Raw genomic sequence first — 12,749 nt, forward strand, 5'->3', positions numbered from 1 at the left:
CTTCACGCTGCGCAAAGGGGGCGAGCGTAAGGTCCGCCTCGCCGATGCGCCGCACGCATGACCTGTGGCGACGCGCGCACGAGGGCGACCAAGCCGCGCGCGCCCGCCTGATCGAGCAGCACATGCCGCTCGCGCGCTCTCTCGCCGTGCAGTACCGCCACGCGCGGGAACCGCTCGACGACCTGATCCAGGTCGCCAACCTCGGGCTGGTCAAGGCCGTGGACCGGTATGACGCCGAGCGCGGCATCGCGTTCACCTCCTACGCGGTGCCCACGATCCTGGGCGAGCTCAAGCGCCACTTCCGCGACCGCACGTGGACGATCCACGTCAGCCGCGGCGTGCAGGAGGCGATCGCGCGCGTCGAGCGGGTGAGCGAGGACATGCGCGCCGAGCTCGGCCGCTACCCGAGCGTCCGTGAGGTCGCGGACGCCACGGGGATGTCGATCGAAGAGGTCACCGAGGCGCGGCTGGCCGAGGGCGCGGCACGGCTCGCCAGCCTCGACGCGCCGGTCACCAGCCGCGACGAGCCGGGGGACAACGGGTTGGCCGACACGCTCGGACGGGAAGATCGCGGGCTCAACCGGGTCGAGGACGCCGTCTGGATCGATCAGCTCGCCAGTGGCCTCACCGACCGCCAGCGTGAGGTGCTCCGGCTGCGCTTCGTCGAGGACCTGGTGCAGCGCGAGATCGCCGAGCGGGTCGGGCTCTCGCAGATGCACGTGTCACGGATCCTGCGCGACACCCTCGCCCAGCTCGCGGACGCGGCGTAGCCCGAGCAGCGCGATGTCGTCGTCGCGCGCCGCGGGCAGCGCGACGAGCAGGTGGTCGGCGATCGCTTCCAGCTCGCCGTCGTCGGCGCGCGCCGCGGTCTCCGCGAGCGAGTCGAGCCCGGCGTCGATCGGCCGCGTGCGCGCCTCGACCAGGCCGTCCGTGTAGAGCCACAGCGTCTGCCCGGGCGCGAGCGTGAAGGCGCTCGCCGCGCACCGGTCCACGCCGCCGAAGCCGAGCGGCGGGCAGCGCGGCGTCTCGACGTAGCCGACGCCCGCCACGAGCGGCGGCAGGTGCCCGGCGGTGGCGACCTCGCAGCCGCCGGTCGCCAGGTCGAGCACGACGTACACGACGGTCGCGAACGTGATGTCCCCGGCGGCCTGGTCGACGAGCGCGTGCAGGTCCGCGAGCGCCGCGCCGGGCCCGCCTCCCTTGAGCGCGTAGGCGCGCAGCGCGTTGCGGATCTGGCCCATCGTCGCGGCCGCCTCGAGCCCGCGGCCGCCGACGTCGCCGATCACGATCCCGATCCGCCCGTCGGGCAGCTGGAACGCGTCGTACCAGTCCCCGCCCGCGTGGTCGCGCGCGTCGCTCGGCACGTACCGCACCGCGAGCTGGTACCCCGGCAGCTCCGGCAGCGTGGCCGGCAGCAGCGCGCGCTGCAGCGTCTCCGCGGCGCGGTGCTCGCGCGCGAACAGCCGGGCGTGGTCGAGCGCGAGCCCGGCGCGGCGGCCCAGCTCCTCCGCCAGCTCGAGGTCCCGGGCGGTGTACTGGCGGCCCGACTCGGCCCACACGAACGTGATCGCGCCGAGCGTCCGGCCGCGCGCCGACAGCGGGACGACCATCACCGAGTGCATCTGCAGCTCGCGCACGAGCCGGATCTGCTCCTCGTCGAGCGCCGCGGCCTCCAGCAGGGCCGCGTCGATCTCGGGGTAGAGCTCGGACCGCCCCGAGCGGATCACGGCGGGCGCGCCGGTGGGCGAGTCCGGGTCGGGCGGGTAGCGCTCCTGCAGCTCCCAGGCCCAGCGGACCTTGTCCGGGTCGACGTGGGCGACGGCGACCTGCTCGAAGTCCCCGTCCGAGCCCTTCGCGATCTGGACGGCGCACCAGTCGGCGAGCCGGGGGACGGCGAGCTCGGCGACCTCTTCGAGCGTGTGCACGGGATCCAGCGACGCCGCGAGCCGCTGGGAGGCCGCGTCGAGGAACGCGCGCGCGTCCTCGCGATGGCGCCGCTCGGTGACGTCGGACAGGAGCCCGATCACGCGCTCCGCCCGGCCTTCGGCGTCGGTCAGCACGCGGGCGCGAGCGTGCAGCCAGCGCTCGCCGTGCTGCGCGTGGCTCACGCGCAGGTCGAACTCGTAGCTGGTGCCCTCGCGGACGGCCCGCTCGATGATCTCCGCGATCCGCTCGCGGTCCTGCGGGTGCACGATCCGGTCCAGGAAGTCCGCGACGCCGCTCGGCTGCGTGCCGCGCGGCAGGCCGTAGAGCGGGCCCATGTTGTCGGACCACTCGACGGCGTCGGTGGCCACCGTCCACTCCCAGAACCCCGTCTCGGTGCCCTCCAGCGCCAGCCGGAGGCGCTCCTCCAGACCCCGAATCACGGGGCCACTCTACGTCTACGGCACGATCAGATGTGAATCGCCGAATTCGTGGCGGCGGTAGCCACGGTCGAGCGCGGCCGCGTACGAGCGCTCGATCAGCGCCGCGCCGCCCACCGCCTCGAGCATCAGCAGGTGCGAGGCGTCGGGGTCATGCCAGCCCGTGAGGAGCCCGTCGACCACGCGCAGCGGTCGCTCGGGAGTGACGACGAGGCTCGTCCAGCCGGCGCCGGCGCGCACGACGCCACCCGCGTCGGCGGCGGTCTCCAACGCGCGCACGACCGTCGTCCCGACCGCGATCAGGCGGCCGGAGCGCTCGTTGACGCGGCGCGCGGTGTGCTCGGAGACGGCGTAGCGCTCGGGGTACGGCCGCTCCCCCCGCTCCTGCGAGGAGACGCCGGTGTGGAGCGTGATGCGCTGCACGCTCACGCCTCGGTCGCGGAGCGCGCGCAGCGTGTCCCGCGTGAACGGCCGCGCGGCGCTCGGCATCTCCGCGCTGCCCGGCTCGGTGGCGAAGATCGTCTGGTAGTCGGCGAGCGGGCGCGGCGCGGTGTCGTGGGCGTAGCGGATCGGCGCGCCGTGGCGGTCGAGGTAGTCGAGGAGCGGGGTGGGGAGCCGCAGCTCCGCGATCCACAGCCGGCCCGGGCTGAGGTAGGGCGCGAGGAGCGTGGCCGTGCCGCCGGCGGGGAGCAGCAGCGTCTCGGCGCGCGCCTTGAGCCTGCGGCCGTGGCGGCGCAGCTCGACGACGTGGCGGTCAGGGTCGGTCGGGTCGGGGGTGGAGAGGTGCAGGTCGACGGGCGTGCCGTCTTTCTTGCGCGCGGGCAACGCCGCCGGGATCGTCGCCGACGCGTTGACGATCAGCAGGTCGCCCGCGCGCAAGTGGGTGGGGAGGAGGTCGAAGCGGGTGTGGACGAGCGGCTCGCCGCGTTGGGCGACCATGAGCCGGATGGGCTCGGGCTGCGCGTGCGGCGCCCGCAGCGCAATCACGCCGGCACCAGCTCGGAGGTGCGGTAGCGGCCCGAGCGCAGGTCGCCCTCGACGAGCGCCAGGAGGCCGGGCACGCTCGCCTCGGGCGGCGGCCGGTCGGAGATGTCCTCGCCCGGGAACGCTTCCTGGTGCAGTCGCGTGTTCATGTCGCCGGGGTCGACGGAGTAGATCCGCAGGTCGTGGTGCTCGACGGCGAGGATCGCGGTCAGGTGGTCGAGCGCGGCCTTGGCGGAGCCGTAGCCGCCCCAGCCCTCGTACGGCTCCTCGGCGGCGTCGCTGGTGACGTTGATGACGCGCGGGCGCCGCGGCAGCGCCAGCTGGATGAGCGCGAGCGGGGCGAAGACGTTGACGGCGTAGACGTGCTCGAGCGTGTCCAGCGGGTACGTGGCGAGGCCGGGTTGTGGGCTCGGGCCGAGCACGGACGCGTTGTTGACCAGCAGCTGCAGGTCGTCGCCGGCGGCGGCGATCAGCGCGGCGCGGTGCTCGGGGTCGGTGACGTCGCCCGGGATGGCGATCGCGCCAGGCAGGTCGGCGGCCGCCTCGTGCAGCGGGCCGGACACGCGCGCGTCGAGCACGAGCCGCCAGCCGCGCTCGCTCAGGGCGCGGGCCAGCGCGAGTCCGAGGCCGCGGGAGGCGCCGGTGACGATGGCGGTGGGCATGCCGACGAAGCTACGCCCGGCCCCGCCCGCCCACCATCGGGAATTGGGCCTAGGACCGCGAAGATAAAGGGGTCAGACCCCTTCGCGCGACAGGTGTCGCGTAAAGGGGTCTGACCCCTTTAGGTTTCGGGCACCAGTCCGTGGCGGACGGCGTACAGCGCGGCCTGGGTGCGGTCGGTCAGGTCGAGCTTGCCGAGGATGTGGGAGACGTGCGTCTTGACGGTCTTCTCGGCCACGCCGAGGTCCAGCGCGATCGCCTTGTTCGAGCGGCCCTTGGCGATCAGGACGAGCACGTCGCGCTCGCGTGGCGTGAGGTCGTCGACCTGCGCGGGCGCGCCGCCACCCGCCGCGATCTCCTCGACGACGCGCGTGGCGATGGTCGGGGACAAGGGGGCGTTGCCGCTGTGGGCCGACCGGATGGCCTGCACGAGCTCGGCCGGCTCGACGTCCTTGAGCAGGTACCCCGCCGCGCCCGCCCGCAGCGCGGCGAACAGCTTGTCGTCGTCGCCGAAGCTGGTGAGCACGATCACGCGCGCACGGCCGCCGCGCAGGCGCTTGAGCGCGCCGACGCCGTCCAGCCGCGGCATCACGAGGTCCAGCAGGATCACGTCGGGATCGGTGCGCTGCGCGGCGTCGACCGCGACCTCGCCGTCACCCGCCTCGGCGACGACCTCGATGTCGTCCTGCAGGTCCAGGAACGTGCGCAGGCCCTGGCGCACGACCGCGTGGTCGTCGGCGAGCAGGACGCGGATCACGGCGCCAGCTCCAGCGTCACCGTCGTGCCGACGCCGCGCTCGGAGCGGACCGTGAGCGTCGCGCCCATCTCGGTCGCGCGCTCCTCCATGCTCGTCAGCCCGAGCCGCTGGCCGCGCACCTCCGGGCCGGACGGGTCGAAGCCGACGCCGTCGTCGGAGACGGTCAGCGTCTGCCCGCGCAGGCGCACCTCGATCCGGGTGGCGTCCGCGTGGCGGACCGCGTTCCCGAGCGCCTCCTGCGCGATCCGCAGCACCTGGGTCGCGCACTCGGGGGTCATCCGCGCGACCTCGCACACCTTCAGGTCGATCTCCTGCCCGGTCACGCGGCGCAGCACCTCGACGTGCTTGCGCAGCACGGTCGCGAGGCCCTCGGCCTCCAGCGACGCCGGCCGCAGCTCGAAGACCACGGCGCGCAGTTCCTCCATCGCGCCGCGCGCGAGGTCGCTCACCCGCTTGAGCTCGACGCCGGCCTTGGACGGGTCCCGGTCGAGCAACGTGAGCGCCGACTCGGCCGCGAGCTTGACGCCGAACAGCCGCTGCGTCACCGAGTCGTGCAGCTCGCGCGCGAGCCGGTTGCGCTCCTCGACGATGCTCAGCTCACGCGAGCGCTCGTGCAGCCGCGCGTTCTCGATCGCGATCGCGGCGTGCGCCGCCAGCAGCTGGATGAGGCTCTGGTCCTCCTCGTCGAAGTGCGACCCGTCCTCCTTGACCGTCAGGTAGATCGCGCCGATCACCTCGCCGCGGGAGACGATCGGCACGCCGAGGAACGACCGCATCTGCGGGTGCGCCCGCGGCCACCAGCCGCGGAAGCGCGGGTCGGCGGTGATGTCGTCGGTGAGGTGCGGCTCGGGCGAGTCCAGCATCGCGCCGAGCATCCCGTGCGTGCGCGGCAGCGGGCCCATCGCCTCGATCAGCTCGTCGCTCATGCCGGACGTGATGAAGCGCGCGAACGCGCCCTCGCCGTCGGGGATGCCGAGCGCGGCGTAGCGTGCGCGACCGAGCTCACGCGCGGAGTCGACGATCCGCTGCAGCACCGAGTCGACCTCGTGGTCGGCGGCCAGCGCGAGCACGACGTCGCTCAGCGTGCGGAAGGCGGTGCGCTCCATCATCCCGGGACGGTAGATCGCGGCCGGTCCGACCTCAATCCGGCAAGGGGCTTAGGACCTTGCCCGGGTTGAAGAGGCCGTCGGGGTCGAGCGCGGACTTGATGGCGCGCATCATCGCCAGCGCCTGCGGGCCGTGCTCGAGCTCGAGGAACGCGAGCTTGCCGTAGCCGACGCCGTGCTCGCCGGTGCACGTGCCGTCGTAGCCGATCGCGCGCCGGACGAGCCGGTCGTTGAGCTCCTGCGCGCGCTGCAGCTCCCCGGCGTCGTCGGGGTCGACGAGGATCGCGAGGTGGAAGTTGCCGTCGCCGACGTGGCCGACGATCGGCGCGATCAGCCCCGACGCGTCGAGGTCGGCCTTCGTCTCGGCGATGCACGCGGCCAGGTTGGAGATCGGGACGCACGCGTCGGTCGTGAACCCCTGCGCGCCGGGGCGGAGCGCGCGGGCGGACTCGTAGGCGCCGTGGCGGGCGTGCCACAGCGCACGACGTTCGGCCTCGTCCGCCGCCCAGTCGAAGCCGAGGACGTCGTGCGTGCGCGCGATCGCCTCCACGTCCTTGGCCTGCGCCTCCGTCTCGGCGGGCGTGCCGTGGAACTCGAGCAGGAGCGTGGGGGCCACGGCCAGGTTCAGCTCGAAGTGGCGGTTGACGGCATCGATCTGGACGTCGTCGAGCAACTCGATCCGAGCGACGGGGATGGCGTGGGCGAGCACCTCGATCACGGTGTCCACGGCGGCGTCGAGCGTCGGGAAGGCGCAAGCCGCGGCGGTCATCGACTCCGGGGTCGGCTGCACGCGCAGCGTGATCTCCGTGATCAGCGCCAGCGTTCCCTCGCTGCCGACCAGCAGCCGCGTGAGGTCGTAGCCGGCGGAGGACTTGCGGGCGCGCGAGCGGGTCCTGACGATCTCGCCGTCGGCGGTCACGACCGTGAGGCTGAGGACGTTCTCGCGCATGGTCCCGTAGCGGACGGAGGTCGTGCCCGACGCGCCCGTGGCGACCATGCCGCCGATGCTCGCGTCCGCTCCGGGGTCGACCGAGAAGAACACGCCCTCGGGCCGCAGCTTGGCGTCCAGCTGCCGGCGCGTGACGCCCGCCTGGACGGTGACGTCCATGTCCTCGACCGACAGCCGCAGGATCTTGTCCATCTGCGCGGTGTCGATCGACACGCCGCCGGCCAGCGCGGCGATGTGTCCCTCGAGGCTCGTGCCCGCGCCGAACGGCACGATCGGCGTCCCGTGCCGCTTGCACGCGCGCACGACCGCGGCACACTCCTCGCTGTCGCGCGGATAGACGACGAAGTCGGGGGCGGCCGGCGGGTGCCAGCCCTCGTCGGTGCCGTGGCGACGCAGCTCGTCGGCGCCGGTGACCACGCGGTCCGCGTCGAGCGCCGTGATCAGCTCCTCCTGCAGGCCCATCACGCCTCACTCTACGTAGAGCGAGCGCGTGACCTCCTCACCGTTGCGCAGGTGCGCGGTGGCGGTCGCGTCGCCGCCGGGGAACTGGCCGTCGTACACGGCGATGAACAGGTGATGCTCCGGGCTGGGCACGAGGGTGCGCACGTCGCGCGGCGTGCGGATGGTCACGCTCACGACGTCCGGGTGCACGCGGCCGTGGAACACGATCCGGTTCGGGAGCGTGCGGCGCTCGATCCGGCCGCGATCGTCGTCACCGCCGGGGATGCTGGAGACGAGCGTGGTGACGCGCAGGGGGAAGGCACGAGTGGGCTTGGGGAGAGCGCAGACGACCTCGAAGTCGCCGGTCGAGGAGAACGTGTCCAGGACCGGGTCGACGTAGCCGAGCTGCGTCCCCACCAGGCGGCCGGGACCGCCGAAGCAGCGTCCGCCCTTGCTGCCTTCGTGGACGACGATGGCCCACGGCTCGCCACCGGCGGGATCGGGGGCGCGGACCTCGACCGAGCGTGTGCCCGGCACGGGCCGCTCGCGCTTGCGGTTGGGCAGCGACGGGGCGTGGTCGAACCGCTTGCGGCTGCCGTCGCGGCGCTCGAGCACGCCGCGCAGGAGCCGGTCGGACTCGCCGCGGACGACCCGCAGGACGACGCCTTCGGGACCGACCGGGATCCGTGGCCCGCCCTCGGGGGTGATCGCCACGACGTCCGTCGCGACCGGGCCCCAGGTGACGCCGCGCGCGGGCTGCGGGGCGCCGTCGGGCGGCAGGGTGACGGTGCCGAACCCGGTCACGATGCTGCCGACCTTCTCCAGGCCACGCGGCGAGAGGCAGTTCAGCGGGAGCCCGTGGTCGCCGGGTGCGTGCGCCGTGAACGCGCCCTTGCCGTCGATCCAGCCGAACCGGTCGCCCGCCAACCGGCCGAGCTCCCAGCACGCGTTGCGCTGGAGCCTGGTCCGGGTCCGGATCCGGGTGTCGAAGCGGCGCACGGCCCATGGCGCGCCGCCCTCGGGGTCGGGGACCTGGATCAGCAGGCGCACGGCCTCGGCCTCGAGCGGCTCGGGCGTCGGTTGCGCCGCCGTGGGCGCCGCGGCGGCGACGGCCGGTGGGGTGGGCTTGCGCGGCGGGTCGTCGTCGGCGACCGCGAGCACGGCGGTGGCGCCCGCGGCCGAGCCGAGCAACGCGGCGGCCAGGGCGAGTCGGGCGATCATCGGGGCCTCCGGGACTTGACGAGGTCGGGGATGAGGCCCTCGCCGGGGTTGCCGTGCTGGATCGTGCCGTCGGCGAGCGTGACGTCGAGGCTCAGGTCCTCCGGCTTGGCGGTGGCGGGCAGGACGGCCGCGAACGCGCCGTCCTTGGAGACCGTCAGCCGGCGGGGCTTCCCGGCGCCGAGCAACGTGACGGCGCGGACAGCGCGGTTCGTGCGCCCGACGCCCCAGACGACCGTGCGCGCGGGCGCGTCCAGCCAGGTCCAGCGGTCGAAGCCCGGCACGCCCTTGTCGCCGGGGCGCAGCGTGCGCGCGTCCGCGACCCACGCGCGCTTGGACGTGCGCAGGCCGAGGCAGGCGGTCGGGCTCTTCACGCGCTGCTCCCCGCTGGCCCGGGCCTGGCGGACGTAGGCGCAGCGGTAGCGCGTGCCCATCACGAAGCGGTCGACCGCCCACGCCTGCTCGCCCTCGGGGTCCGGGATCGTCGAACGGGCGGCGCCGAGCCGGTGACGCTCGGTCCGGCCGTCCGCGAACTGCAAGCGGACTTGCAGGAGATGGTCTTCTGGATAACCACGGAGCACGGCGACGTACGTCCCTGCGGACCCGAGCTCGAGCGCGCGGTCCCCGGTGGCGGTGACGAGCGTGGCCGCCCGCAACCGGTCACCGGCGACGCCGTAGACCACCGACCGCACGTCGCGGCGCCGGTCGGCCGCGAGCACCCGCGCGCCGGTCAACGTCCCGCCCTGCCCGCACGCGTCGGAGAGCTCGCCGGGCAGCCGCCGGAACACCCGGTCGAGCCCGACGAGCCCGAACACGCCGTCCTGCACCTGGCCGACCGTCGTGCACGTGAACCCCGTCTTCGAGCGCGCCACCCGGAGCGTCCACGGGGGCCCGCCGCCGGGGTCGGGCGCGCGCAACGCGCTCACGACCGCGGTGCCCGCGAGCGGCGTCTGCTCGTCCGCGACCTGGTCCGGCTGAGGCGCGGAGATCACGGTCTGGCGGAGCACGACCGCGGTCGCCGCGCCGCTGGTGGCCGCGACCGGCAGGACCACCGCGAGCGCGACCGCGACCGACCGGAGCCGACGCCGGCGCGGCGGCTGCCGCACGCGCGCGACCAGCCGCTCGCCGAACGCCTCGATCGAGGGCAGCTCGTCCCGCCGGACGGCCGCGACGAGCGCCTCACCGAACGCGGCGAGCCCGGGGAGGTCGTCGCCGCCGCGTGCCGCGTCGCCCGCGCCGTGCCGGCCGCCCGCGTCGCCCTCTCGGCGCTCGCTCACGCCGCGTTCCTCTCGGCCTCGAGCGCGGACGCCAGGCCCCGCAGCGCGCGGGACACCCGGGCCCGGGCGGCCGGCTCGGCGATGCCCAGCTCGGCGGCGACCTCCGGGTACGGGCGCTCGTCGAGGATGCGCAGGCGGAGCGCGTCGCGGGACTCGGGGGCGAGCTCGGCGACCAGCTCCGCGACGCGTCCGCGCAGCTCCGCCAGGCCCGCGAGCTCCTCGATCCGCTCGTACTCGACGTCGCTCAGCAGCGGCGGCTCGAGCCCGAGGCGGCTGAGCATCTTGCGCTCGACCGCGGCGCGGCGGTACCAGTTGGAGAGCTGATGGCGGGCGATGCCGTACAGCCAGGCGCCGGCGGCCTCGTCACCGGTGCCGCGGAACGCGCGGCGGTCGGCGACGGCGGCCGCGAACGTCTCGGCCATCAGCTCGCTCGCGACCTGCGGGTCGAACGTGCGGCGGGCGAAGTACGCGACGAGTCCGCGGGCGTGCTGCGCGTAGAGGCTGGCGATCGCGTCGGCGTCGAGTGGCACTGCAGCTTTAGGGGCGCGACCGGCCACACTTGTGACCGATGGCGAAGCGGAGTTCCGGCATCCTGCTCTTCCGGCGCGCGGCCGGCGGCGACCTCGAGGTGCTGCTCGTGCACCCCGGCGGGCCGTTCTGGGCCAAGAAGGATCTGGGCGCGTGGTCGATCCCGAAGGGCGAGCACGACGAGGGCGAGGACGCGCAGGCGTGCGCGATCCGCGAGTTCACCGAGGAGACCGGCTCGGCGCCGAACCCCGGCGAGCTGACCGACCTCGGCACGGTCAAGCTCAAGTCGCGCAAGGTCGTGCAGGCGTGGGCGCTCGAGGGCGACCTCGACGCGTCGACCGTCACCTCGAACACCTTCTCGCTGCAATGGCCGCCGCGCAGCGGAACGTTCCAGGACTTCCCGGAGGTCGACCGCGCCGAGTGGTTCGGGCTCGAGGAGGCGGCCGAGCGCATCAACGAGGCGCAGGCGGCGTTCCTGGAGCGCCTGCGTACCCGGTTCGGTTGATGACGCGACGGCAGGTGTAAAGCCGTCGGGGACGGGCATACCCCTTCCCATGAGCTTGGTTGTGGAGGCCAACTTGCTCGACGTAGACCTGCCGGCGGAGCCCCGAAGCGCGTCAAGAGCGCGCAGAGCGGTGCTCGACGCACTCAGTGGGATCGCCGTCGACAAGGACGCCGTCGGAGTGGTGGTGTCGGAAGCGGTGACGAACGCGGTCGTGCACGCGTACCGCGATCGGGAGGCCCCGGGCCGTGTCCACGTGTCCGCGTGCCTGGACGATCACGGCGTCGAGGTCGCGGTCGACGACGACGGCATGGGCATGCGCCCGCGCGCCGACAGCCCCGGCGTCGGCCTCGGCCTGCCGCTGATGGGCGACCTCGCCGACCGCGTGGACATCTCGAGCCGCGGCCCCGGCACCCGCATCGCCGCCTTCTTCTCGCTGATGGGCCCGGCCGGCCCGCACGGCCGCCCGCTGGCGCGCCACGTGTCCGGGCGCGCCGAGCGGCGTACCGCCGTCCTCGTCAGCTAAGGGCGGGCGTCCCCTGAGGCAGCGCGGCCAGCGCTGTCTCCAGGTCGGCCTCGGAGAACTCCGGGTCTTCGAGCGTGCCGCCCAGGTACGCGTCGTAGGCGGCGAGGTCGAAGTTGCCGTGGCCGCTGAGCCCGAACAGGATCGTGCGCTCCTCGCCGGCCTCCTTGGCGGCCAGCGCCTCCTCGATCGCCCCGCGGATCGCGTGGGCGGACTCCGGGGCCGGGATGATGCCCTCGGTGCGGGCGAAGCGCACCGCCGCCTCGAACGTCTCGTTCTGCCGGTACGCGCGCGCCTCGACGACGCCCGCCTTGACGAGCCCGCTGATCATCGGCGCGGCGCCGTGGTAGCGCAGGCCGCCGGCGTGCAGCGGCGGCGGGACGAAGTCGTGGCCGAGCGTGTGCATCGGCATCAGCGGGGTCAGGCCGACGGTGTCGCCGAAGTCGTAGGCGTAGTGGCCGCGCGTCAACGTCGGGCACGCCGCGGGCTCCGCGGCGAGGTAGCGGATCCGGTTCTCCCCGCGCAGGGTCCCGCGGATGAACGGGAACACGAGCCCGGCGAAGTTCGAGCCGCCGCCGACGCAGCCGACGATCACGTCCGGGAAGGCCTGCGCGAGCTCCAGCTGCGCGATCGCCTCCTGCCCGATCACCGTCTGGTGCAGCAGCACGTGGTTGAGCACCGAGCCGAGCGCGTAGTTGGTGTCCTCGTTCTGAGCCGCCACCTCCACGGCCTCCGAGATCGCGATCCCGAGCGAGCCGGTGGCGTTGCCCGCCTGCGCCCGCCCGGACTCCGTCAGGTCCGACGGCGAGCGGTGCACGGTCGCGCCCCAGGTCCGCATCATCGAGCGCCGGTAGGGCTTCTGGTCGTACGAGGAGCCGACCATGAACACCTCGCACTCGAGCCCGAACAGCGAGCACGCGAACCCCAGCGAAGAGCCCCACTGGCCCGCGCCCGTCTCGGTGACGAGCTTCCTCACGCCCGCCTGCGCGTTCTCGTACGCCTGCGGCACGGCCGAGTTGGGCTTGTGCGAGCCCGCGGGCGAGACGCCCTCGTACTTGTAGAACAGCTTCGCCGGCGTGCCGAGCGCCTGCTCGAGCCGCCGCGCGCGGTAGAGCGGCGTCGGGCGCCAGAGCCGGTAAGCGTCGCGGACGGGGTCCGGGATCGCGACCTCCGGCTCCATCGACACCTCCTGGCCGATCAGCGCCATCGGGAAGATCGGCGTCAGGTCCTCCGGGCCGGCGGGCTGGCCCGTCGCCGGGCTCAGGGGCGGAAGCGGCTCACCCGGGAGGTCGGGAAGCAGGTTGATCCAGTGCGTCGGGATCGCGTCCTCACCGAGGACGAACTTCGTTTCCTCGCTCATCGCCCGAATCTACTGGGAAGGAGGGGTGGGGCCGCCGCGTTGGTCAGACGCGACGGCCCCTGATGCTTCGACGGCGGCGGG

13 protein-coding genes are annotated in these 12,749 nt (G+C 74.1%); 3 read left to right on the top strand and 10 right to left on the bottom strand.

Annotated features, from left to right (window positions below; all coding sequences use genetic code 11):
* Positions 1–44 precede the first annotated feature (44 nt).
* Positions 45–770, top strand: coding sequence for a SigB/SigF/SigG family RNA polymerase sigma factor (locus C8N24_RS16525; protein ID WP_121251615.1), 726 nt, complete (start codon positions 45–47; stop codon positions 768–770).
* Here the strand turns inward: C8N24_RS16525 and C8N24_RS16530 are convergent.
* The 9 genes from C8N24_RS16530 to C8N24_RS16570 form a co-directional block, all read right to left on the bottom strand.
* Positions 723–2,366 (bottom strand): PP2C family protein-serine/threonine phosphatase, encoded by a 1,644-nt coding sequence (locus C8N24_RS16530; RefSeq protein WP_121251617.1) that lies wholly within the window; start codon positions 2,364–2,366, stop codon positions 723–725. The two genes, C8N24_RS16525 and C8N24_RS16530, sit on opposite strands and share 48 nt — an antisense overlap.
* Positions 2,367–2,381: 15 nt before the next feature.
* The gene (locus tag C8N24_RS16535; RefSeq protein WP_211339998.1) at positions 2,382–3,350 is read right to left on the bottom strand and encodes an S-adenosylmethionine:tRNA ribosyltransferase-isomerase; all 969 of its coding nucleotides are present in this window, start codon (positions 3,348–3,350) and stop codon (positions 2,382–2,384) included.
* Positions 3,347–4,009 (bottom strand): SDR family NAD(P)-dependent oxidoreductase, encoded by a 663-nt coding sequence (locus tag C8N24_RS16540; protein WP_121251619.1) that lies wholly within the window; start codon positions 4,007–4,009, stop codon positions 3,347–3,349. The genes C8N24_RS16535 and C8N24_RS16540 overlap by 4 nt, the downstream gene beginning before the upstream one ends.
* Positions 4,010–4,128: 119 nt before the next feature.
* Positions 4,129–4,764, bottom strand: coding sequence for a response regulator (locus tag C8N24_RS16545; RefSeq protein ID WP_121251621.1), 636 nt, complete (start codon positions 4,762–4,764; stop codon positions 4,129–4,131).
* The gene (locus tag C8N24_RS16550) at positions 4,761–5,870 is read right to left on the bottom strand and encodes a GAF domain-containing sensor histidine kinase (protein WP_211339999.1); all 1,110 of its coding nucleotides are present in this window, start codon (positions 5,868–5,870) and stop codon (positions 4,761–4,763) included. The genes C8N24_RS16545 and C8N24_RS16550 overlap by 4 nt, the downstream gene beginning before the upstream one ends.
* Before the next feature lie 34 nt (positions 5,871–5,904).
* On the bottom strand, positions 5,905–7,281 hold the full coding sequence (locus C8N24_RS16555) for an FAD-binding oxidoreductase (protein WP_121251625.1): 1,377 nt from the start codon (positions 7,279–7,281) through the stop codon (positions 5,905–5,907).
* 6 nt (positions 7,282–7,287) lie between these two features.
* Positions 7,288–8,481, bottom strand: a complete 1,194-nt coding sequence (locus tag C8N24_RS16560) for a hypothetical protein (RefSeq protein ID WP_121251627.1) — start codon at positions 8,479–8,481, stop codon at positions 7,288–7,290.
* On the bottom strand, positions 8,478–9,755 hold the full coding sequence (locus C8N24_RS16565) for a hypothetical protein (RefSeq protein WP_121251629.1): 1,278 nt from the start codon (positions 9,753–9,755) through the stop codon (positions 8,478–8,480). The genes C8N24_RS16560 and C8N24_RS16565 overlap by 4 nt, the downstream gene beginning before the upstream one ends.
* Entirely contained in the window at positions 9,752–10,285 is a 534-nt protein-coding gene (locus C8N24_RS16570; protein WP_170179140.1) for an RNA polymerase sigma factor, read from the bottom strand. Before C8N24_RS16570 ends, C8N24_RS16565 begins: the two co-directional genes overlap by 4 nt.
* A gap of 38 nt (positions 10,286–10,323) precedes the next feature.
* On the opposite strand from C8N24_RS16570, the gene C8N24_RS16575 reads away from it, so the two are divergent.
* Complete coding sequence (locus C8N24_RS16575; RefSeq protein ID WP_121251633.1) at positions 10,324–10,788, top strand: NUDIX hydrolase; 465 nt, start codon at positions 10,324–10,326, stop codon at positions 10,786–10,788.
* A gap of 49 nt (positions 10,789–10,837) precedes the next feature.
* Positions 10,838–11,311: an ATP-binding protein gene (locus C8N24_RS16580; protein WP_121251635.1), complete on the top strand. Its 474-nt coding sequence runs from the start codon at positions 10,838–10,840 to the stop codon at positions 11,309–11,311.
* Here the strand turns inward: C8N24_RS16580 and C8N24_RS16585 are convergent.
* Complete coding sequence (locus tag C8N24_RS16585; RefSeq protein ID WP_121251637.1) at positions 11,304–12,668, bottom strand: TrpB-like pyridoxal phosphate-dependent enzyme; 1,365 nt, start codon at positions 12,666–12,668, stop codon at positions 11,304–11,306. The two genes, C8N24_RS16580 and C8N24_RS16585, sit on opposite strands and share 8 nt — an antisense overlap.
* Positions 12,669–12,749: the final 81 nt, after the last annotated feature.

The organism is Solirubrobacter pauli (assembly GCF_003633755.1).
Taxonomy (GTDB): Bacteria; Actinomycetota; Thermoleophilia; order Solirubrobacterales; family Solirubrobacteraceae; genus Solirubrobacter; species Solirubrobacter pauli.